Annotated in this window: 17 protein-coding genes; 9 read left to right on the forward strand and 8 right to left on the reverse strand. The window is 61.0% G+C overall.

Going from position 1 to position 21,800, the window contains the following annotated elements:
- Nucleotides 1–130: 130 nt before the first annotated feature.
- From phaC to K0P33_RS03205, 7 genes are all read right to left on the reverse strand, one after another.
- Nucleotides 131–1,810 (reverse strand): class II poly(R)-hydroxyalkanoic acid synthase, encoded by a 1,680-nt coding sequence (phaC, locus tag K0P33_RS03175; RefSeq protein ID WP_242153991.1) that lies wholly within the window; start codon nt 1,808–1,810, stop codon nt 131–133.
- 249 nt (nt 1,811–2,059) lie between these two features.
- Entirely contained in the window at nt 2,060–2,437 is a 378-nt protein-coding gene (locus tag K0P33_RS03180) for a DUF971 domain-containing protein (RefSeq protein WP_094949302.1), read from the reverse strand.
- Nucleotides 2,438–2,623: 186 nt separating this feature from the next.
- The gene (hslU, locus tag K0P33_RS03185; RefSeq protein WP_083355661.1) at nt 2,624–3,961 is read right to left on the reverse strand and encodes an ATP-dependent protease ATPase subunit HslU; all 1,338 of its coding nucleotides are present in this window, start codon (nt 3,959–3,961) and stop codon (nt 2,624–2,626) included.
- 36 nt (nt 3,962–3,997) lie between these two features.
- On the reverse strand, nt 3,998–4,528 hold the full coding sequence (hslV, locus tag K0P33_RS03190; protein WP_064450299.1) for an ATP-dependent protease subunit HslV: 531 nt from the start codon (nt 4,526–4,528) through the stop codon (nt 3,998–4,000).
- Between the two features lie 257 nt (nt 4,529–4,785).
- The gene (locus K0P33_RS03195) at nt 4,786–5,487 is read right to left on the reverse strand and encodes an SPOR domain-containing protein (RefSeq protein WP_094949300.1); all 702 of its coding nucleotides are present in this window, start codon (nt 5,485–5,487) and stop codon (nt 4,786–4,788) included.
- Between the two features lies 1 nt (nt 5,488).
- A complete protein-coding gene (gene argS, locus K0P33_RS03200; RefSeq protein WP_094949299.1) occupies nt 5,489–7,225 on the reverse strand; it encodes an arginine--tRNA ligase in 1,737 nt (578 codons plus the stop codon).
- A 190-nt stretch (nt 7,226–7,415) separates the two neighbouring features.
- On the reverse strand, nt 7,416–9,635 hold the full coding sequence (locus K0P33_RS03205; RefSeq protein WP_094949298.1) for a primosomal protein N': 2,220 nt from the start codon (nt 9,633–9,635) through the stop codon (nt 7,416–7,418).
- Nucleotides 9,636–9,994: 359 nt separating this feature from the next.
- On the opposite strand from K0P33_RS03205, the gene rpmE reads away from it, so the two are divergent.
- Both rpmE and K0P33_RS03215 read left to right on the forward strand, forming a co-directional pair.
- Nucleotides 9,995–10,228: a 50S ribosomal protein L31 gene (gene rpmE, locus K0P33_RS03210; protein WP_094949297.1), complete on the forward strand. Its 234-nt coding sequence runs from the start codon at nt 9,995–9,997 to the stop codon at nt 10,226–10,228.
- A 288-nt stretch (nt 10,229–10,516) separates the two neighbouring features.
- Entirely contained in the window at nt 10,517–11,785 is a 1,269-nt protein-coding gene (locus K0P33_RS03215) for a malic enzyme-like NAD(P)-binding protein (protein ID WP_242153993.1), read from the forward strand.
- 194 nt (nt 11,786–11,979) lie between these two features.
- On the opposite strand, the gene K0P33_RS03220 is transcribed toward K0P33_RS03215, so the two are convergent.
- Complete coding sequence (locus tag K0P33_RS03220; RefSeq protein WP_242153995.1) at nt 11,980–14,445, reverse strand: penicillin-binding protein 1A; 2,466 nt, start codon at nt 14,443–14,445, stop codon at nt 11,980–11,982.
- Nucleotides 14,446–14,661: 216 nt separating this feature from the next.
- Between K0P33_RS03220 and pilM the strand changes: the two genes are divergently transcribed.
- The 7 genes from pilM (at nt 14,662) to K0P33_RS03255 (ending at nt 21,553) form a co-directional block, all read left to right on the forward strand.
- Nucleotides 14,662–15,318 carry a type IV pilus assembly protein PilM gene (gene pilM, locus K0P33_RS03225; RefSeq protein WP_242153997.1) on the forward strand — a complete coding sequence of 219 codons (657 nt, stop codon included), beginning with the start codon at nt 14,662–14,664 and terminating at the stop codon, nt 15,316–15,318.
- Nucleotides 15,315–15,866, forward strand: a complete 552-nt coding sequence (locus tag K0P33_RS03230; protein ID WP_094949293.1) for a PilN domain-containing protein — start codon at nt 15,315–15,317, stop codon at nt 15,864–15,866. Before pilM ends, K0P33_RS03230 begins: the two co-directional genes overlap by 4 nt.
- Nucleotides 15,863–16,834, forward strand: a complete 972-nt coding sequence (locus K0P33_RS03235) for a pilus assembly protein PilP (protein ID WP_242153999.1) — start codon at nt 15,863–15,865, stop codon at nt 16,832–16,834. Before K0P33_RS03230 ends, K0P33_RS03235 begins: the two co-directional genes overlap by 4 nt.
- A gap of 69 nt (nt 16,835–16,903) precedes the next feature.
- The gene (locus K0P33_RS03240; RefSeq protein WP_094949291.1) at nt 16,904–18,232 is read left to right on the forward strand and encodes a type IV pilus secretin PilQ family protein; all 1,329 of its coding nucleotides are present in this window, start codon (nt 16,904–16,906) and stop codon (nt 18,230–18,232) included.
- A gap of 4 nt (nt 18,233–18,236) precedes the next feature.
- On the forward strand, nt 18,237–18,755 hold the full coding sequence (gene aroK, locus K0P33_RS03245; protein ID WP_071482666.1) for a shikimate kinase AroK: 519 nt from the start codon (nt 18,237–18,239) through the stop codon (nt 18,753–18,755).
- Nucleotides 18,756–18,879: 124 nt separating this feature from the next.
- On the forward strand, nt 18,880–19,980 hold the full coding sequence (gene aroB / locus K0P33_RS03250) for a 3-dehydroquinate synthase (RefSeq protein WP_094949290.1): 1,101 nt from the start codon (nt 18,880–18,882) through the stop codon (nt 19,978–19,980).
- 10 nt (nt 19,981–19,990) lie between these two features.
- Entirely contained in the window at nt 19,991–21,553 is a 1,563-nt protein-coding gene (locus tag K0P33_RS03255; protein ID WP_094949289.1) for an AAA family ATPase, read from the forward strand.
- Nucleotides 21,554–21,800: the final 247 nt, after the last annotated feature.

Consider the following 21,800-nt stretch of genomic DNA (forward strand, 5'->3'; position numbering starts at 1 on the left):
TATTTATCGGTAGGAACTCGGTCTATGTGGGCGCTGGCTTGCCTGCGATGGCATTCTGTCACTTACCGGCATACCGCTATCGCAGGCAAGCCAGCTCCCACATTGATCTCATTTCAACTACACAATTTGCTTATCGTTCATGCACATAAGTACCCGGCGCCGCCTCAGCTACGGCATAGGTTTTGTTACCCAAGCTTGTAGGTGCTTTCTTCAATTTACCCGACCGCTCCGCCTGCCAGGCCTGCCAATGCAGCCACCAGGAGTCAGTATGTTTGGTGGCATTCTCCTGCCAATCCAGCGCCTTGCCCGCCAGGCCATCGCTGGTCTGGTAACGCGCCTTGGGGTTGCCCGGCGGGTTGAGGATGCTCTGGATATGCCCACTGCTGGACAACACAAATTCCACTTTGCCGCCAAACAACTGCGCCGACTTGTAGCAAGACTGCCACGGCGTGATGTGGTCGTTGGTGCCGGCCAGGGCGTAGATATCGGCGGTGACCTGCTTGAGGTCGATCGGCGTGCCGCACACTTCCAGGGCGTTGGCGCGTATCAGTGGGTTGTTCTTGAACAGTTCGATCAAGTCGCCATGGAACGCTGCTGGCAGGCGCGTGGTGTCGTTGTTCCAGAACAGGATGTCGAACACCGGCGGCTCGTTGCCCAGCAGGTAGTTATTGACCCAGTAGTTCCAGATCAGGTCGTTGGGGCGCATCCAGGCAAACACCTTGGCCATGTCGCGGCCTTCCAGCACGCCAGCCTGGTAGGAATGGCGCTTGGCTGCCTCCAGGGTCTGCTCGTCGACAAACAGCGCCACCTGGGTGTCCAGGGTGGTGTCCAGCACGCTCACCAGCAGGGTCAGGGCGTTGACCTTCTTCTCCCCCAGCGCCGCGTAGTGGCCCAGCAACGCGGTGCAGGTGATACCGCCGGAGCAGGCGCCGAGCATGTTGATGTCTTTGCTGCCGGTAATCGCCGTGACCACATCGACCGCTTCCTTGAGCGCCTCGATATAGGTCGACAGGCCCCACTCGCGCTGGGCCTTGGTCGGGTTGCGCCAGCTGACGATAAACGTCTGCAAACCATTGCGCAGGCAGAAGCGCGCCAGGCTCTTCTCCGGGCTCAGGTCGAATACATAGAATTTGTTGATCTGCGGCGGCACCACCAGCAATGGGCGCTCGTGCACCTGCTCGGTGATCGGCTTGTATTGGATCAGCTCCAGTACGTCGTTGCGAAAGACCACGGCGCCTTCGGTGGTGCCCAGGCTCTTGCCCACTTCAAAGGCGCCCATGTTGACCTGGCTCGGCATGCCGCCGTTGTGCACCATGTCCTTGGCCAGGTGGGACAAGCCATCGAGCAGGCTTTTGCCGCCGGTTTCAAAGAAGCGCTTGACCGCCGCCGGGTTGGCCGCGCTGTTGGTGGGGGCCATGGCTTCGGTCATCAGGTTGATCACAAAGTGGCCGCGGCTGATGTCCTGTTCCGACAGGTTACTGTCGCCAATCCAGTCGTGCAGTTCCTTGCGCCACGCCAAGTAAGTTTGCAGGTAACGTTTGTAGAGCGGGTTCTCGCTCCAGGCGGGGTCGTTGAAGCGACGGTCATCGCCTTCGGGCACCAGCGCGGATTTGCCAAACATCACGTTCTTCAATTCGACGCCAAAGTGGGCCACGTGCTTGACGCTGTGTAACGGTTGCTTGATGGCTTGGGTCAGCACCATCTTCGCCGAGGCTAATAAATCCTTTTTTCGTAACGCGATGATCGGGTTCAGCCCCAGGGTGTTTTCTGAGGCCTGGCGTTTCAAGTCATCGTTATTCTTGTTACTCATCTACGACGCTCCATTGTCCGAAAGACGAGTACCGGCGATTGCTGCGCACCCAGTTTCGATACACGACACCAGCCTGGTACTGCGACTCGGGTGACCGTAAATACCGCATCGTCAAATGCAGGGAACTTGCCAGTTCTATTGGTTACCCGAGTTTAATTTTTTTCGCAAGCGGGCCAATCGTTGGCCGCGCGACAGGGCATTCAAGCAGATGAAATTAGAAAATGCCCTCTAAAGAGCAAGACGCCTGAGTTAGAGCATTAGCCGCACGACCGACTCACTCGGGTCGCGGGTTTTTCCGGCCGCTTTAAGTTCAGCAAGATAGTCGGCCCACAGTGCTTCCTGGCGCATGGCCAACTGGTAGAGGTAGTCCCAGGTGAACAGTCCGCTGTCATGCCCGTCGTCAAAGGTCAATTTCAGTGCGTACTGACCGGCCGGTTCTATCTTGATCAGCCGGACATTGAGTTTGCCGAACTGCAGGATGGGTTTGCCGTGGCCCTGGACTTCGGCGGAAGGCGAGTGCACCCGCAGCAGTTCGGCGGGCAACTGGTAGACCTCATCGGGCCCGTACGTGAGGCCGAGGGTGTTGGAGGTTTTATGCAGGTTTACAGCGGTAGGGAATTGGGTCATTTGGGGGTTCGCTCAGAGATGATCCTCCTGAAGGAACCGGCTTAATGCGGGAGCAGGCTTGTGTGGGAGCCGGGCTTGCCCGCGATGCAGGCACCTCGGTGTTTCAGGAACACTGAGGTGATGCTATCGCAGGCAAGCCAGCTCCCACACAAGCCTGGCTCCTACACAAACCATTTCCTGTGAGGCTTACAGGATATAACGAGACAGGTCTTCGTTCTGCGCCAATTCGCCCAGGTGGCTATTCACGTAGTCAGCATCGATCTTGATCGCTTCGCCATTCTGCGAACCCGCCATGTCGCCCGCGCTGAAGGAAACTTCCTCCAGCAGACGCTCAAGCAAGGTATGCAGACGACGCGCACCGATGTTCTCGGTCTTCTCGTTAACCTGCCAGGCAATCTCCGCCAAACGCTTGATCCCGTCCGGCAGGAACTCGATACCCAAGCCTTCAGTTTTTAGCAGCTCGCGGTACTGCTCGGTGAGCGAGGCGTGCGGCTCGCTGAGGATGCGCTCGAAGTCGCCCGGGGTCAGCGCCTTGAGTTCCACGCGAATCGGCAGACGGCCTTGCAGCTCCGGCACCAGGTCGCTTGGCTTGCTCAGGTGGAATGCACCGGAGGCGATAAACAGGATGTGGTCGGTCTTGACCATGCCCAGCTTGGTGTTCACGGTACAGCCTTCGATCAGCGGCAGCAGGTCGCGCTGTACGCCTTCGCGGGACACATCAACGCCGCCGGAGTTGCCACGCTTGGCCACTTTGTCGATCTCATCGATAAACACGATGCCATGTTGCTCGACGGCTTCCAGGGCTTTGGCCTTGAGTTCTTCCTCATTCACCAGGCGCCCGGCTTCTTCGTCGCGCACCAGCTTCAGCGCTTCCTTGACCTTCAGCTTGCGGCTTTTCTTCTTGCCCTTGCCCATGTTGGCGAACAGGTTCTGCAGCTGGCTGGTCATTTCTTCCATGCCAGGCGGTGCGGAGATATCGACGCCGGAGACTTCGGCGACTTCGATCTCGATTTCCTTGTCGTCCAGTTGGCCTTCACGCAGGCGCTTGCGGAACAGCTGGCGGGTATTGGAATCGGATGACGGTGCGGCGTCTTCGTTGAAACCCATGCGTGCCGGCGGCAGCAGGGCGTCGAGGATGCGTTCTTCGGCGGCGTCTTCAGCGCGGTGGCTAACCTTGGTCATTTCCTGTTCGCGCAGCAGCTTCAGGGCGGCGTCGGCCAGGTCACGAATGATCGACTCGACGTCGCGGCCCACATAGCCCACTTCGGTGAACTTGGTGGCTTCGACCTTGATGAACGGGGCATTGGCCAGCTTGGCCAAGCGCCGGGCGATTTCGGTTTTACCGACGCCGGTCGGGCCGATCATCAGGATGTTCTTCGGCGTTACTTCAACGCGCAATTCTTCGGGCAGTTGCATCCGGCGCCAGCGGTTACGCAGCGCAATGGCAACGGCGCGCTTGGCATCGTCCTGGCCGATGATATGGCGATTAAGTTCGTGGACGATTTCGCGGGGAGTCATGGACATAGTGTTTGCGGCCTCAAGCGGGAATAAGCCTAGGGCTTACTCGGCGAGGTCCTGCTCCTCAATGGTGAAGTTGTGGTTGGTGAACACGCAGATGTCGCCGGCAATGCCCAAGGCAGTCTCGACGATTTCACGGGCCGACAGGTCGGTTTTCTTCAACAGTGCGCTGGCTGCCGCCTGGGCGTAGCCACCGCCGGAACCCATGGCGATCAAGCCATGTTCAGGCTCAACCACGTCGCCGTTACCGGTGATGATCAAGGAAGCGTCTTTGTTGGCAACGGCCAGCATGGCTTCCAGGCGGCTGAGGGTACGGTCGGTGCGCCATTCTTTGGCGAGTTCGACCGCGGCGCGCACGAGGTGGCCCTGGTGTTTTTCCAACTGGCCCTCGAAACGCTCGAAGAGGGTGAAGGCGTCGGCGGTAGCGCCGGCAAAGCCCGCGAGAACCTGGCCGTGGTACAGGCGGCGCACTTTTTTGGCGTTGCCTTTCATCACGGTGTTGCCAAGGGAAACCTGGCCGTCGCCGCCCATGACGACTTTGCCGTGGCGACGTACTGAAACGATGGTGGTCAAGGGGAGAGTCTCCACGCAGCGGGGCGAAAATGCCCTGATGGAATCTCATATGGGGGTGGCGAGGGGGATTTCAACCGTAGGGGGGTGTGGCGGACGAGTGGTGTTTATTGGTCTGACACATTTTTGGGAGCGTCCCAAAACCAACTGTGGGAGCTGGCTTGCCTGCGATGGCGGTGTGTCAGTCACTGAAAATAATGACTGTTACACCGCCATCGCAGGCAAGCCAGCTCCCACATGTATACCGAGTTGGCTATGAGTCAGCGGCTCTGGCGTTGTTGTAACAACAGGTTGCTAAACCCGGCGCCGGCCAATTGTTTCTGCGCCACGGTCAGCTGTTCACGGTTGCTGAACGGCCCTACCAGCACGCGATACCAAGTCGAGTCCTTCACCGTGCCGGACTCCACCGTCACCGTCTGGCCCAGCAGAATGATCTGCGCTCGCACCCGATCCGCGTCCGCCTGTTTCGGGAACGAGCCCGCTTGCAGGAAGAACTTGGTCACCGGTGCCGCTTTGGTCTGCGCAACCGGCGGTGGCGGCGGCGGGGTGATCCCGGCCAGCGCCGCTTGAGCGCGTGCGGTGTCGATTTTCGCCGCTTCCGCAGGCGTCACGGGTGTGGTCGGCACTTGCGGCGTCGGCAGGGTTTTCTCCGGCACGGCGTCGGGCGGCACGATCACTTCCGATTCCGGCAGCAGCGTGTAGAAATCGTACTTCGGCTTCACCGGCGCGGTCGGGCTCGGCGCCGTCTTGTTGGCTTCGGCCATTTTCGTGGCTTTCTGCTGCTCTTGCTTGACGCGTTTAACGTCATCGCCCTTGCCCGGCTCCAGCTTCATCAGGATCACGACAAACGCACCGACCGCCAGGCCGATGGCCATCCACAACCAGCCCGGAATCGGCTTTTTCGCCGGGGCTTGATAGCGGCTGGCGCCGCGCTTGGGTGCAGGTTTTTTCTTGGCAGCCAACTTACATACGCTCCAGGGTTTCCAGGCCTAACAATTCCAGGCCTTGCTTGAGGGTCCGTCCAGCCAGTGCGGCGAGGCGCAGGCGACTTTGCTTCTGGGCTTCGTCGTCGGCGGTGAGGATCGGGCAGTGCTCGTAGAAGCTGGAGAACAGGCCGGCGACTTCATACAAATAGGTGCAGAGGACATGCGGCGTGCCTTTCTCACCGACGCTGTTCAACACTTCTGCGAATTGCGCCAGTTTGGCCGCCAATTCCTGTTCGTGAGGAGCATCGAGCACGATCTGGCCTTCAACTTCGCTGAAGTCCTTGCCCAGCTTGCGGAACACGCCGGCCACGCGGGTGTAGGCGTACAGCAGGTACGGCGCGGTGTTGCCTTCGAAGTTGAGCATCAGTTCGAAGTTGAAGCTGTAGTCGCTGGTGCGGTGCTTGGACAGGTCGGCGTATTTCACCGCGCCAATACCCACCACGCGGGCGATGTTGCGCAACTCGGCTTCGGCCAGCTCCGGGTTCTTTTCCTTCACCAGGTTGTAGGCACGCTCCTGGGCTTCGTTCAGCAGGTCGATCAGCTTCACGGTGCCGCCATCGCGGGTCTTGAACGGGCGGCCGTCGGCGCCGTTCATGGTGCCGAAGCCCATGTGTTCCATGTGCATCGGGTGGGTGACGAAACCTGCGCGGCGTGCCACTTCAAACACCTGCTGGAAGTGCAGGGCCTGGCGCTGGTCGACGAAATACAGCGCGCGGTCGGCTTTCAGCACGCCGCTGCGGTAGCGCACGGCCGCCAGGTCGGTGGTGGCGTAGAGGTAGCCGCCATCGGCCTTGACGATGATGACCGGCAGCGGCTCGCCGTCGGCGGTCTTGAATTCTTCGAGGAACACGCACTGCGCGCCGTTACTCTCCACCAGCAGGCCCTTGGCCTTGAGGTCGTTTACCACGTTGATCAGGTCGTCGTTGTAGGCACTTTCGCCCATCACGTCGGCCATGGTCAGCTTCACGTTGAGCAGCTCGTAGATTTCCTGGCAGTGCGACAACGAGATCTCGCGGAAGCGGCCCCACAGCGCCAGGCATTCCTTGTCGCCGGCTTGCAGCTTGACCACCAGGCCACGGGCGCGGTCGGCGAACTCTTCGGACTCGTCAAAACGCTTTTTGGCGGCGCGGTAGAAGTTTTCCAGGTCGGCCAGCTCGTTGCTGGTGATCGGGTTTTCCTGCAGGTAGGCCATCAGCATGCCGAACTGGGTGCCCCAGTCGCCCACGTGGTTCTGACGGATTACGGTGTCACCGAGGAACTCCAGCACCCGCGCCACGCCGTCGCCAATGATGGTCGAACGCAAGTGGCCCACGTGCATCTCTTTAGCCAGGTTGGGGGCCGACAGGTCAATCGCCACGCGCTCCAGCGGGCCGGCCTTGCGCACGCCGATCTTGGCGTCGGCCAGGGCGGCGTCCAGGCGCGAAGCCAGGGCCTGGGTGTTCTGGAAGAAGTTGATGAAGCCTGGGCCGGCGATCTCAGCCTTGGTGACGCTCTCGTCAGCCGGCAGTGCGGCGATGATTTTTTCCGCCAGGTCGCGCGGCTTCATGCCCGCAGGCTTGGCCAGCATCATCGCGATGTTGCTGGCGAAGTCGCCGTGGGTCTTGTCGCGGGTGTTTTCCACCTGGATCGCCGGCGTCAGGCCTTCAGGCAACACACCTTCGTTGACGAGTTGGGTGAGGGCTTGTTGGATCAACTGGCGAATGGTGTCTTTCATGGTGTTCTCTTTCGACCGCAAGCGGCGGCGCGCGATGCGCAGGTGGAAAAACTGGGCATTATCCGTGGCGAGGGCGGGCTTGCCAACCGTTCAGACCAGATGGCGGACCTGCGGGCCTCATCGCGGGCAAGCCCGCTCCCACATTTAAGGGTATTCACATTTCAAAATGTGGGCGCTGGCGTGCCTGCTATCAATACAGGTCTACCGGGTCCACATCCAACGACCATCGCACTTGCCGGCCGCTGGGCATTTGCTCCAGGGCAAGTAACCAGCTACTTAATAGCCGATGCAGTGGTGCGCGGGACGTTGCCTGCAAGAGTAGCTGGGCGCGATAACGCCCGGCGCGGCGTTCCATAGGCGCGGGCACCGGGCCGAGCAATTCGATGCCGGTCAGACCCAGTTCGCCAAGCAAACGTTCGGCGGCGCTGCACGCCTCATCCAGAAAACTTTCTGCCTGCCCCGGTTTGTGGGCTTCGGCGCGCAGCAAGGCCAAATGGGAAAAGGGCGGCAGGCCGGCGGCGCGGCGTTCGCTCAAGGCCTGTTCGGCGAAGGCAAAGTAGCCTTGTTCGGTCAGCTGGATCAACAGCGGATGGTCGGCCAGGTGCGTCTGGATAATCACTCGGCCCGGCTCTTCGGCCCGCCCGGCCCGGCCCGCGACCTGCACGATCAACTGCGCCATGCGTTCGCTGGCGCGGAAGTCGCCGGAGAACAGGCCGCCGTCGGCATCCAGGATCGACACCAGCGTCACCCGTGGAAAGTGGTGCCCTTTGGCAAGCATCTGCGTGCCGATCAGGATGCACGGCTGGCCTTTCTGGATGGTCGCGAACAGCTGGTTCATCGCGTCTTTGCGCGACGTGCTGTCGCGATCGACTCGCAGTACCGGGTAGTCCGGGAACAAAATCCCCAGGCGCTCTTCAGCACGCTCGGTGCCGGCGCCCACTGGGCGCAAGTCCACCTTGCCGCATTGCGGGCAGTGGCGCGGCACCCGTTCCACATGGCCGCAGTGATGGCAGCGCAACTCGCCGTGGCGCTGGTGCACGGTCATGCGCGCATCGCAGCGCTCGCACTCGGACATCCAGCCGCAGTCATGGCACAGCAGCGTCGGCGCAAAGCCCCGGCGGTTGAGAAACACCAGCACTTGCTGGCCGGCGGCGAGGGTCTGGCCGATGGCTTGTTGCATTGGCCCGGAAATGCCGCTGTCCAGCGGGCGGCTTTTGACGTCCAGGCGCAGGAAACGCGGTTGTTTGGCGCCACCTGCGCGCTCATTCAGGCGTAGGAGCCCGTAACGGCCGGTGTAGGCGTTGTGCAGGCTTTCCAGGGAAGGCGTGGCCGAGCCCAGCACAATCGGGATGTCTTCCTGGCGTGCGCGTACCAGCGCCAGGTCGCGGGCGTGGTAGCGCAGGCCTTCCTGCTGTTTATAGGAGCCGTCGTGCTCCTCGTCGATGATGATCAGCCCGGGGTTTTTCATTGGCGTGAACAGCGCCGAACGGGTGCCGATAATAATGTCGGCCTCACCGTCCCGCGCCGCCAGCCAGGACTCCAGGCGTTCGCGGTCGTTGACCGCCGAATGCACCAGGGCGATGCGCGCATTGAAGCGCTGCTCGAAACGCGCCAGGGTTTGCGGACCCAAGTTAATCTCGGGGATCAGCACCAGTGCCTGTTTGCCGGCCTTCAGGGTTTCGCGGATGAGCTGCAAATAGACTTCGGTCTTGCCGCTGCCGGTCACGCCGGCCAGCAGGAACGCATGGAAGCTGCCTGCGCCTGCGCGGATGGCTTCATAAGCAGCCCGTTGCTCGGGGTTCAGCGGCAGTTCGGGTTGGGCCAGCCAGTGTTCGTGGCGCGGGTCCGGCGCGTGCTTGCGGATTTCCACCTGCACCAGGCCCTTGGCCAGCAGCAGGTCGAGGCTGTCCTTGCTCAGCATCAGCTTGCTTAATAGCTGATGCGCTACGCCGTGGGGGTGCTGCGCCAGCGTGGCCAGGGCTTCACGCTGGCGCGGCGCGCGGGCGATGCGCGGGTCGTCCAGGCGGGCGCCGGGCACCATCGACCAGAAGCGTTCTTGGCGTGCTTCGGCCAACTCGCCCTGGCGCAGCAGCACCGGCAGCGCCCAGCTCAGCGTGTCACCCAGGCTGTGCTGGTAATACTGGGCAGTCCACAGGCACAGCTTGAACAAGGCCGGGGGCAGTGGCGCAGTGGCGTCGAGGATAGCGATGGCGGGCTTGAGCTTTTCTGCGGGCACTTCGCTGTGGTCGGCGACTTCGACCAGGATGCCGATCATTTCCCGCCGCCCGAACGGCACGCGCACACGCATGCCCGGCTGCAACTGCGCGCGCAGCACGCCGGCCGGGGCGCGGTAGTCGAACAGGCGGCGCAGAGGCGAGGGCAGGGCTAGGCGCAAAATGGCGTCGGGCACGCGGGGGGTCTCTTATAAAGGCAGGCGGTGGCGCAGGGGCGCGAGCCTAGCAGACCTGCGGTGGAGGTGTCCCGTCTCGGGTGTTGGAGGCAGCACTTCTGTGGGCGCCGGGCTTGCCCGCGCTAGCGGCGTATCAGTCGCCGGATTGGGTGCCTGACACGCCGCCATCGCGGGCAAGCACGGCTCCCACAATGATCGTGGTGAACCGGAAGTTTTCTGATGAAAGGGGCTTTTATGTGCGCAAACGACAGGCGCCGCCGCTTGCGCGTTTAAAAAGGTCTGGTAGAATCCGCGGCCTAATTACGTGCGGTATTCGACAATAGTGTCGTGTGGCGGCACGCTAGCCCGAGGAAGTCACCATGAAAGCCGATATCCATCCAGCGTACGAAACCATCGCAGTAACCTGCAGCTGCGGCAACAAGTTCGAAACGCGTTCGAACCTGTGCAAGCCACTGGGTACTGACGTATGCAACGAGTGCCACCCGTTCTACACCGGTAAGCAGAAAACTCTGGACACCGGCGGCCGTGTACAGCGCTTCGCAGATCGCTTTGGTGCTTTCGGCAAGAAGCCTGCTGCTACTCCAGCAGAGTAAGGCTCAAAAGCCCTTTGGGTTTTTGTCAGCTGTTGAAAAAGGCGTCCCTTGTGGACGCCTTTTTTGTGGCCGCGATTTGGCGAAGCGTTGCAAAATTGATTTTTGAATAAAAAATTGTAGACATTTTTTAAGGTGATTGTGAACAGTTAAGCCCTTGTATCCCGTGGCTCTTGGCCAAAAGTCGTAGCGCAGGGCCCTTGACACCTGTGACTGCCCAGTCTTGTAGGGACTTTGCGACACGCGTATCCTCGGCGGTCCGTCGACCAACAGTAAAAGCGGAATGCCGATATGTCTGATTTGAAAATTGCCGCTCTCGAATATCATGCCCATCCTCGTCCAGGAAAGCTGAGTGTAGAGCTCACCAAAGCCACTGCCACCGCCCGCGACCTGTCGCTGGCCTACAGCCCTGGCGTTGCCGAGCCCGTACGTGAAATCGCCCGCGACCCTGAACTGGCGTACAAGTACACCGGCAAAGGCAACCTGGTTGCAGTGATTTCCGATGGCACCGCGATTCTCGGCCTGGGCAACCTCGGCCCATTGGCATCCAAGCCAGTCATGGAAGGTAAGGGTGTGCTGTTCAAGCGCTTTGCCGGCATCGACGTTTTCGACATCGAAGTCGACTCCGAAAGCCCGCAGGCGTTCATCGACACGGTTAAGCGCATTTCCATCACCTTCGGTGGCATCAACCTGGAAGACATCAAGGCACCTGAGTGCTTCGAGATCGAAAAGGCCCTGATCGAGCAGTGCGACATTCCGGTATTCCACGATGACCAGCACGGTACCGCGATCGTTACCGCGGCCGGCATGATCAACGCCCTGGAAATCGCCGGCAAAACGCTGGCTGACGCGCAAATCGTCTGCCTGGGCGCCGGCGCGGCGGCCATCTCCTGCATGAAGTTGCTGGTGAGCATGGGCGCCCGGCTTGAAAACATCTTCATGGTCGACAGCAAGGGCGTTATTCAGTCCGAGCGTACCGACCTGAACCAGTACAAGGCGATGTTTGCCCATGCGACCGACAAGCGCACCCTGGCTGACGCCCTCAACGGTGCAGACGTGTTCGTTGGCCTGTCCGGCCCGAACCTGCTGAGCGCTGAAGGCCTCAAGTCCATGGCGGCCAACCCGATCGTGTTCGCTTGCTCCAACCCTGATCCGGAAATTGCCCCGGAACTGGCGCACGCCACCCGTGACGACGTGATCATGGCCACCGGCCGTTCGGACTACCCGAACCAGGTCAACAACGTACTGGGCTTCCCGTTCATCTTCCGTGGTGCCCTGGACGTTCGCGCCAAGCGCATCAACGAAGAGATGAAAGTGGCTGCCGCCAACGCCCTGCGTGAACTGGCCAAACTGCCGGTGCCTCAGGAAGTGTGCGACGCCTACGGTGGCATCAAGCTGGAATTCGGCCGTGAGTACATCATTCCCAAGCCAATGGATAAGCGCCTGATCACCCTGATCTCCGATGCCGTGGCCAAAGCCGCCATCGAGACCGGTGTGGCTACCCTGCCGTATCCGAAGCACTACCCGCTGCAAAGCGTGGATGATGTGTTCAACGGCTAAGCCGTTGTAGCGCACCAACAAAAAGCCCCGGCTCTCGCGAGTCGGGGCTTTTTTGTGGCGGGGTGAATACGCTCTTCAGACGTCGGGTGAGCCCTGTGTAAGTCGGGCTTGCCCGCGATGGCGGTGTATCCGGTAGACCGCTATCGCAGGCAAGCCAGCTCCTACATTGGAGCTGCGCTCAGCCGCAGATCGAGTTAGAAGAGATCGATCGGTGCCCCCTCGTCCGCCGGCAGCGGGCTGCCCGGTGCAACGCCATTGCCCAGCTCGTTGACCGACGGTGGCGTGTCTTCGCTTTTGAACAGCTCGAAGAACGCATTCGGCGTGCTCGGCGATGCCGCACGGCCGCTCACCGGGTCAATCCGCAGGCTGAGAATGCCTTCCGGCTCGGGCTGGGTGTGCAGCGGCTTGTCCTTCAAGGCCGCGCCCATGTAGCTCATCCAGATCGGCAGCGCGACGGTGCCACCAAACTCGCGGCGGCCCAGGCTTTCCGGTTGGTCGTAGCCGGTCCACACGGTGGTCACGTAGTCGCCGTTGTAGCCGGAGAACCAGGCGTCCTTGGATTCGTTAGTGGTACCGGTCTTGCCCGCGATATCCGCACGGCCCAGTGCCAGTGCGCGACGGCCGGTGCCTTTCTTGATCACGTCTTCCAGGATGCTGTTGAGGATATATGTGGTGCGACCATCCACGATCCGCTCAGCCACTGCCGGCGCTTGTGGCTCGGTGGGCGCAGCGGCGTTTGCCGCAGGCGCTGCGCCTGGGGTCGGTTCGATGGTGATTCCGCCGTTGCTCGGTGCCGCGAGGCCATCCGTCGCGGCCACGCCATTGACCACGTCACCCGGCACGCGTGGCGGGTTGGCGGTGAACAGGGTGTCGCCGTTACGGCTTTCGATCTTTTCTATCAGGTACGGCGTGATCTTGTAGCCGCCGTTGGCAAAGGTGCTCCAGCCCGTGGCGATTTCCATTGGCGTGAGGGTCGCGGTGCCGAGGGCCAGGGACAGGTTTGGCGGCAGGTCCGACTTGGCGAAGCCGAAGCGCGTCATGTAGTCGATGGTCTTGCCCACGCCCATCGCCTGCAGCAAGCGGATCGACACCAGGTTGCGCGACTTGTACAGCGCCTCGCGGATACGGATCGGGCCGAGGAAGGTGTTGGTGTCGTTCTTCGGGCGCCAGACCTTGTCCAGGTACTCGTCGACAAACACGATCGGCGCGTCGTTGACCAGGCTGGCGGCGGTGTAGCCGTTATCCAGCGCAGCGCTGTAGACGAACGGCTTGAAGCTCGAGCCCGGTTGGCGCTTGGCCTGGGTCGCGCGGTTGTAGTTGCTTTGCTCGAAGGCAAAACCGCCGACCAGGGCGCGGATCGCACCGTTCTGCGGGTCCAGGGACACCAGCGCGCCTTGCGCCACAGGTACTTGGCTGAACTTCAGGCTGTCGTCTTTCTGGCGTTGCACGCGGATCAAATCACCCACTTGCGCCACGTCAGACGGCTGCTTGGGCATCGGGCCCATGCTGTTGGTGTTCAGGAAGGGGCGTGCCCACTTCATGCTGTCCCACGAAACATGACCTTCGCCGGTGCGGGTCAGCACCTGCACGCCATCTTTATTCACTTGGGTGACGATGGCCGGCTCCAGGCCGCTGATTGGGCGCTGTTTGCCCAATTCTGTGGTCCAGGCGCTCAAGGTCTTGCCCGGCAGGCGCGATTCAGGGCCACGGTAGCCATGGCGTTGGTCGTAGGTGACTAAGCCTGTGTGTACCGAGTTATTGGCGATTTCCTGCAGGTCGCTCGGAATCGTTGTGGTCACGCGGAAGCCTTCAGTGTAGGCCTCGCTGCCATAGCGGCCGACCATCTCGGCCCGCGCCATTTCCGCGATGTACGGTGCGTTCACTTCCGGCGTCGGCACGTGGTAGCTGGCGTTCAACGGCTCAGCCACGGCGCTTTCATAGGCGACCTGGTCGATCTTGCCCAGCTTGTACATGCGGCCCAGGATCCAGTCGCGGCGCTCTTTGCTGCGCGCCGGGTTGGCCAGTGGGTTGAAGCGTGAAGGGGCTTTAGGCAGGCCGGCAATCATCGCCATCTGCGCCAGGCTGGCGTCACGAATCGACTTGCCGTAGTAGACCTGGGACGCCGCTTCGATGCCGTAGGCGCGGTTACCCAGGTAGATCTTGTTCACGTACAGCTCAAGGATTTCATCTTTGGTCAGCTGGCGTTCGATCTGCAGGGCCAACAGGATTTCAGTGGCCTTGCGCGAAAAGCTGCGCTCGCTGGTGAGGAAGAAGTTCTTCGCCACCTGCATGGTGATGGTGCTACCGCCGGATTGAATGTGTCCGCTTTTTACCAACTGAGTGGCCGCACGCACCAGGCTGCTGGGATCGACACCGTAGTGGTTGGCGAAATTATCATCTTCAGCCGAGAGCAGGGCATTGATGAAATTGGGCGGAATATCGGCGAAACGGATCGGTGTGCGGCGCATTTCGCCGAACTCCGCGATCAGTTTTTCGTCGCTGCTGTAGACCCGCAAAGGAATCTGCAACTGGATACTTCTGAGTGCCTCTACGGAGGGCAAACCCGGACTAAGGTAGAGGTAGGCCCCGCTGAGTACGAGCATCAGCCCGCAGACGATCGCGACAATGGAGTACCCGAAAAACTTCAGCAGACGAATCAAGGCTTTTGGATTTCCAGAGAAAAGAATGAGTTACGCGTCGGGGCATGCATAACAAACGATGGATCAACCCGAGCAGCAGAAAAAAGCGGGGAAAAACGCTGGGCATTAAAGCATTTTCGGCCTGGGGCGTCATTCGCACCACTCAAACAAGTCGACCGAATGCACGATGCCTCGCGCTAATCAGGCGGTATGACAGGCAAAGTTTTAGGGAGTTTTATGAGAAAGGGATTTTTCAGGCGAAAAGTCGACACCATGCTGGGCGTCGACATCAATGACACCGGCATCAAGCTGATTGAACTGGGCCGTTCAACCCGTGGCTATAGCGTTCATGGCTATGTCACACAGCGCTTGCCTGCCAATGCGGTGGTTGATGGCACGCTGCTGGACCTTGAGGCGATTGGACGGGTACTGCAACAGGCGTTATCTGAGTTGCATACTTCGGCCAGGCAGGCGGCTGTGGCGGTGGCGGGCCCTTCGGTTATCACGCGGGTGATAGAAATGGCGGCAGGGCTCAGCGACGAGGAGATGGTCTGGAAGATCCAGATGGAGGCCGATCAATACATTCCTTACCCCTTGGACGACGTCGCCATCGATTTTCAGGTGCGCGGCCCTTCGGCTCACGACCCGGCCCGCGTCGAGGTGCTGCTGGCGGCGTGCCTCAAGCAGCAGGTCGAAGCCCGCGAAGCGGTTTTGGCCCTGGCCGGGCTGGTGACGCGGGTCGTGGATGTCGAAGGGTTTGCATTGGAGCGCGCTTGCAGTCAGGATTTCGCCAGCTTCATGCCGGGCCATCGAGTCGATGGCGCACAGTGGGCCGTGGATGCCCACGGGATGGGAATTGCTTGCGGGTTGGCCCTGAGGAGTTTCGCTGGATGACACGAATCAATCTTTTGCCTTGGCGCCAGGCGCTGGCGGAACGGCGGCGCAAATACTTCCTGATATTTTTGCTGGCGTTCGCTTGTGTGGCGCTCGCGGCGGTGTGGCTGGCGGATCAGGTGATCGACCAGGCAATTGACCGGCAAGCCGCGCGAAATAACCATCTGGGCAAGGAAGTCACCGTCGAGGATGCGCGCCTCAAGACCTTCGACAACCTTCAAGAACAAAGCCAGCAATTGGCGCAACGCATGAAGGTGGTGCAGGACCTGCACGAAGGCCGTTCGGCCAGCGCGCAGCTATTGGACCAGTTGGCGCGTGCGGTGCCCGATGGCGTGCACCTGCATGAGGTTGTCGCCAAGGGCGGCACGGTGAGTATCAGTGGCAGTGCCGAGTCCAGCCAGGATATCGCCCAGTTGATGCGCCGCTTGCAGGCCTCTGAAGGTGCCCACGCTACCCGGTTGCAGCATGTGCGTGCGCAGGGCGAGGGTGGCGGCAACGAATTCCAACTCATGGTGCGCCAGGGCGAATCCACCGAGGCCCAGCCATGAGCCTGCCCAGGCTCGACTTCTCTACGCTCTCTCACAACGCTGCGAAATGGCCCTTACCCGGTAAGGCCCTGTTGGGCTGCGCGCTGGCGGGCCTGGTGCTGCTGGTGGGCGATGTTGTGTTGCTGGCCCCGGCCCGTGAGCGGCTGCAAGCGTTAGAGGTACAGGAAGTAATCCTGCAACAGGCGCACGCGCAAAATGCCGGCAAGGTCGCGGGGTTTGAGGGGCTCACCCGTCAGGCTCAAGTGACGGAGGATCAGGTCGCCGGGCTTTTACGGCAGTTGCCCGGCGAATCCGACATGCCCGGCTTGTTGGAAGACATTGCCCGGCTGGCGGTTGCCAATGGTCTGGTGGTCGAGGACGTCACGGTATTGGATGAGCAGCCTCATCCGTTCTACATCGAGGAGCCCGTGCAGGTCGGTGTGTTTGGCGCCTACCACGACCTGGCAATGTTTGTGAGCGGCTTGGGCGGGCTGCCGCGCATCGTCACCGCACATGATGTGGTGCTTCGGCCTGATGGGTCGTTGCTGCGCCTTGATCTGCTGGCCAAGAGTTATCGAAGCGCCTCAGGCCATGGCAAGCCTGCCCAGGCAGTCGAGCAGGGCGCGCGATTTGTCTACGCCGCCGCCTCCCTGCGTGATCCGTTCCAGCCGCTGGCCTTGCAAGTGGGCCACGTGTCAGGCCGGCCGGCGCGTGCGCCGGACCTCGCGCGCAAGCGTGGCGCCTTGGAAGGTCTGGCCATCGACCGGTTCGAAATGGTCGGCACGTTGTCCCGTGGCTTACAGACCTTTGTATTGCTGCGTGCGGCCTCGACGGTGCATCGCCTAGCAGTCGGCGATTACTTGGGGCCTCACCATGGCCGGGTCACAGCTATTCATGACAGTTACATCGAACTGGCCGAACTGTTCCCGGATGAACAGGGCGCATGGCTGGAGCGTTCGCGAACCCTCGTGTTAAACGTCAACTCATAACGGAATCAAACAATGAAAAGGACTTTCTCGTCCTTCGGTGTGGCGCTATGGATAGCGTTCACGGCACCGATGGCATCTGCTGTGCCCAATCGTGTGGATCTGATCCAGCTGCCGCCTCCCGGTCAGGCAGCTCTGGGCACTCCCTATGCCGGCGACAAGCTGAACCTTAACTTCCAGAACATCGATGTGCGTGTCGTATTGCAGCAGATTGCGGATGTCGCGGGGCTTAACTTGGTGGCCAGCGATGAGGTGCAGGGCTCGATCACCCTGCGGCTCAAAGAGGTGCCCTGGGATCAGGCGCTGGACCTGGTGCTGCAAAGCAAAGGCTTGGACAAGCGCGTGAAAGCCGGTGTGTTGCTGGTGGCGCCGGCCGAAGAGCTGGCGGCTCGCGAACTGCTGACACTGGAGGCAAGTAAACAGATGGCGGATTTGGCGCCGTTGCGCCGGGAGCTGTTGCAGGTCAATTACGCCAAGGCGGCGGACCTGGCCAAGTTGTTCCAGTCGGTGACGGGCCTGGAAGGCATCACCGATGAGCGCGGCTCAGTGGCGGTGGATGACCGCACCAATAACATCATCGCCTACCAGACCAGCGAGCGGCTCGAAGAGCTGCGGCGGATCGTGGCGCAGTTGGACATTCCAGTGCGCCAGGTGATGATTGAAGCGCGGATCGTCGAGGCCAATGTCGATTACGACAAAAGCCTGGGCGTGCGCTGGGGCGGCCGACTCAACCGTGGCAACTGGGGCGCGGGTGGTATCAGCAAGCCCTTGGGCGAAGGGGTTGAGCCGCCGGTAAACCCGCCCAGCTCACCGTTTGTCGACATGGGTTCGCTCACCGGTACGGCAGGCCTGGGCATCGCCTATATCACCGACAACCTGTTGCTGGACTTGGAGCTGACCGCCATGGAGAAAACCGGCAACGGTGAAATCGTCTCACAGCCCAAGGTGGTCACCTCCGACAAGGAAACCGCGCGCATCCTCAAGGGCACCGAAATCCCCTACCAGGAATCCAGCGGCCGGGGTGCAACGTCAGTGTCCTTCAAGGAGGCTTCGCTGTCGCTGGAGGTCACCCCGCAAATTACCCCTGACGGCTGGGTGTTCATGGAGGTCAAGGTCACCAAGGATGAGCCCGATTACCTGAATAAGCTCAATGACGTGCCGCCGATCAAGAAAAACGAAGTTAATGCCAAGGTATTGGTCAAGGATGGCGAGACCATCGTCATCGGCGGGGTTTTCTCCAATACCCAAAGCAAAGTGGTAGATAAAGTGCCATTTTTGGGCGATGTGCCGTATCTTGGCCGCCTTTTCCGGCGCGATGTGGTTGCGCAAAGAAAATCCGAGCTGCTGGTATTCCTGACTCCGCGTATTATGAATAACCAGGCGATTGCTGTGAGTCGTTGATTCTGTGCGAAATTTGATTCTTGTAGGACCGATGGGGGCTGGTAAAAGCACCATCGGCCGTTTGCTGGCCAAAGAGCTGCGCCTGCCATTCAAAGATTCCGACAAGGAAATTGAATTGCGCACGGGCGCCAATATCCCATGGATCTTCGATAAGGAAGGTGAACTGGGCTTTCGCGACCGCGAGCAGGCGATGATTGCCGAGCTGTGCGGCTGCGATGGCGTGGTATTGGCCACCGGCGGCGGCGCGGTCATGCGCGATGAAAACCGTCGGGCGCTGCATGCCGGTGGTCGCGTGGTTTATCTGCATGCGTCGGTCGAGCAGCAAGTGGGCCGTACCGCCCGTGATCGCAATCGCCCGCTGTTGCGTACCGCCGACCCAGCCAAGACCTTGCGGGATTTGCTGGCGCTGCGCGATCCGCTCTATCGGGAAATCGCCGATCTGGTGGTGGAAACCGATGAGCGGCCACCACGAATGGTGGTTCTCGACATTCTTGAGCGCTTGCAGCAGTTGCCACCCCGTTAAAGCCAGACCCGAAATGCGCTATTCTCGGCGGCGCGCTATCAGCCTTAGGGGTGTGGCGCAGAGCCATCAGGCGACGTCAGATCCGAGCGTTGCCGATCGTACATACATCTTCACGCGGGGACACATGCAGACACTTAAGGTCGATCTAGGCGAGCGCAGCTACCCAATCCATATTGGCGAAGGTTTGTTGGACCTGCCCGAGTTGCTCGCACCGCATATTGCCGGGCGGCAAGTGGCGATCATCTCCAACGAAACGGTCGCGCCGCTGTATCTTGAGCGTCTGAGCCGCAGCCTTGCGGCGTACTCGGTGATTTCGGTGATCTTGCCGGATGGCGAGGCCCACAAAAACTGGGAAACCCTGCAACTGATCTTTGATGGCCTACTGACCGCGCGTCATGACCGGCGTACCACCGTGGTTGCCCTGGGCGGCGGTGTGATCGGCGACATGGCCGGCTTTGCGGCGGCCTGTTACCAGCGCGGTGTGGACTTTATCCAGGTGCCGACCACCTTGTTGTCCCAGGTCGATTCGTCGGTGGGCGGCAAAACCGGCATCAACCACCCGCTGGGCAAGAACATGGTCGGCGCGTTCTATCAGCCCCAAGCTGTGCTGATCGACACCGCCACCCTCAACACCCTGCCGCCGCGCGAGCTGTCGGCGGGCCTGGCGGAAGTCATCAAGTACGGGCTGATCTGCGACGAGCCGTTTCTGACCTGGCTTGAAGAACAAATGGACGCCCTGCGCGCTCTGGACCAGGTTGCACTCACCGAAGCGATTTCCCGCTCCTGCGCCGCCAAGGCGCTGGTGGTGAATGCCGACGAGCGGGAGTCCGGCGTACGCGCCACCCTGAACCTTGGCCACACCTTCGGCCATGCGATCGAAACGCACATGGGCTATGGTGTGTGGTTGCATGGGGAAGCCGTAGCGGCTGGCACAGTGATGGCGTTGGAGATGTCGCAACGGCTGGGCTGGATCAGCGCCCAGGAACGTGATCGTGGCATTCGCCTGTTCCAGCGCGCCGGTTTGCCGGTCGTTCCACCTACCGAGATGACCGAGGCGGATTTCCTCGAACATATGGCAATCGACAAGAAAGTGATCGACGGTCGCCTGCGACTGGTACTGCTGCGCCGCATGGGCGAAGCGGTAGTGACCGACGATTATCCGAAAGAGATTTTACAGGCCACGCTGGGAGCGGATTACCGCGCCCTGGCCCAGCTTAAAGGTTAATAAGATCCCGATGACTAGTTTGCATGCCGACGAGGCGTTCCTCGGCCATTACCAGCTAAGCCACGACCCCTTTGCTCCACGGGTGCCGGGCTTCAAATTTTTCCCTGCCCAGCGCAAGCCGGTGCTTGGCCAACTGCACCATTTGGCGCGCTACAGCCAATTGCTGCTGGTAGTCACTGGCCCGTTGGGCAGCGGCAAGACCCTGCTGCGCCAGGCGCTGGTCGCCAGCACCAACAAGCAATCGGTACAGAGCGTGGTGGTGTCGGCCCGTGGCGCCGGTGATGCGGCGGGCGTGTTGCGCCAAGTGGCCCAAGCGCTGAACGTGGCCACGGCCGAGCCGAACGCGATTCTCAAGCAAGTGGTGCAACTGGGCCTGACCGGCCAGGAAGTCTACCTGCTGGTGGACGACGCCGAGCAGCTCGACGAATCCGCTCTGGAAGCCCTGCTGGCGCTGGCCGCGGGCACGCCTGAAGGCCGCCCGCACGTGTTCCTCTTTGGCGAATCGTCGTTGATCGCTGATCTGGAGCAGATCAGTGGCGACCAGGAGCTGTTTCACGTTATCGAATTGCAGCCGTACGAAGAGGAAGAGACCCGCGAATACCTGGCTCAACGCCTCGAAGGCGCCGGGGCCGGTATCGAACTTTTCTCCGCTGCGCAGATCTCTGATATTCACGAAAGCTCCGACGGCTGGCCTGGCACCATCAACCAGGTTGCCCGGGATGCCTTGATCGAAGCCATGATTGCAAGCCGCTCTGCGGTTAAGCGTCCAAAGATGGGGTTTACTATGCCTAAGAAGCACGTATTGGCTATTTCCGCCGTTGTCGTGGTCGCTGTCGCCGCCGCCTGGTTGATCCCAGGTCGCAGCAAGGCACCCGCCACCGCCGGCGCGCCAACCGAACAGGCGCAGTTGCCACTGGGCAAGCCCACGCCAAATGTCGAATTCGCCAACTCCGGCCAACCGACCAACCTGCCGATGGTGGGCCAGCCGGTGATGCGCGGCCCGCTCGCCGAAGAAGCCGGTGGTATCTCCGAAGGCGACGACGGTGTGCCGGTGGAAGGCTCCAGTGCCACGCCACCGACCGTGACCACTACCGCGCCGCCTGCAGGCGTACCAGCCGGCCCGGCAGCCACGCCAGCGGCCAAGCCGACCCCGGCACCGACCGTCGCCACCGCCAAACCGGCTCCGGTTGCCAAGCCTGTCGCACCGGCACCAGCCGCCAAGCCGGCACCGGCTGCCAAGCCTGCTGAAAAACCAGCAGCCACTGTCGCCAAGGCAGGCGCCGCCGGCAGCAGCTGGTACACCAGCCAGCCGACCGGCAACTTCGTGGTGCAGATCCTCGGCACCAGCTCCGAAGCCAATGCCCAGGCGTTCGTGAAAGAGCAGGGCGGCGAGTACCGTTATTTCAAGAAAGTGCTCAACGGCAAGCCTCTCTACGTGATCACTTACGGCAACTTCTCCAGCCGCGCAGCAGCTGAATCCGCTATCAAGGCCTTGCCAGCGAAGGTTCAGGCTGGTAAACCTTGGCCTCGCACTGTTGCCAGCGTTCAACAAGAACTCGCAACAACTCGCTGAAGATTCGGCGGCCTTACCCAGGCCGCCCTCTCGGCACCTCAAAAAAAACGACAAAGCGTGCAGCCCTGAAGGCCGCGCGCTTTGTGGTGTCTGCACACGTCACTTTTGAGTCGTAGCGGTCAGAATTAAAAAAGTTTTGACTAGCACAGCATATCGCTTTAAACCTTTCATAAATGCGACATAGATTTGCGACATTTCGTCGCTAAATTTGTGAGCGTTCGTGTCGGTGTGTACAATGACCTCCCTT

The sequence above is a fragment of the Pseudomonas sp. ArH3a genome (assembly GCF_022648765.1).
Lineage (GTDB): Bacteria > Pseudomonadota > Gammaproteobacteria > Pseudomonadales > Pseudomonadaceae > Aquipseudomonas.

Excerpts from the sequence above, each read along its gene's own strand:
- phaC (WP_242153991.1), bottom strand. The coding sequence starts at position 1,810 with ATGAGTAACAAGAATAACGATGACTTGAAACGCCAGGCCTCAGAAAAC.
- K0P33_RS03180 (WP_094949302.1), bottom strand. The coding sequence starts at position 2,437 with ATGACCCAATTCCCTACCGCTGTAAACCTGCATAAAACCTCCAACACC.
- hslU (WP_083355661.1), bottom strand. The coding sequence starts at position 3,961 with ATGTCCATGACTCCCCGCGAAATCGTCCACGAACTTAATCGCCATATC.
- argS (WP_094949299.1), bottom strand. The coding sequence starts at position 7,225 with ATGAAAGACACCATTCGCCAGTTGATCCAACAAGCCCTCACCCAACTC.
- rpmE (WP_094949297.1), top strand. The coding sequence starts at position 9,995 with ATGAAAGCCGATATCCATCCAGCGTACGAAACCATCGCAGTAACCTGC.
- K0P33_RS03215 (WP_242153993.1), top strand. The coding sequence starts at position 10,517 with ATGTCTGATTTGAAAATTGCCGCTCTCGAATATCATGCCCATCCTCGT.
- pilM (WP_242153997.1), top strand. The coding sequence starts at position 14,662 with ATGAGAAAGGGATTTTTCAGGCGAAAAGTCGACACCATGCTGGGCGTC.
- K0P33_RS03230 (WP_094949293.1), top strand. The coding sequence starts at position 15,315 with ATGACACGAATCAATCTTTTGCCTTGGCGCCAGGCGCTGGCGGAACGG.
- K0P33_RS03235 (WP_242153999.1), top strand. The coding sequence starts at position 15,863 with ATGAGCCTGCCCAGGCTCGACTTCTCTACGCTCTCTCACAACGCTGCG.
- K0P33_RS03240 (WP_094949291.1), top strand. The coding sequence starts at position 16,904 with ATGGCATCTGCTGTGCCCAATCGTGTGGATCTGATCCAGCTGCCGCCT.
- aroB (WP_094949290.1), top strand. The coding sequence starts at position 18,880 with ATGCAGACACTTAAGGTCGATCTAGGCGAGCGCAGCTACCCAATCCAT.
- K0P33_RS03255 (WP_094949289.1), top strand. The coding sequence starts at position 19,991 with ATGACTAGTTTGCATGCCGACGAGGCGTTCCTCGGCCATTACCAGCTA.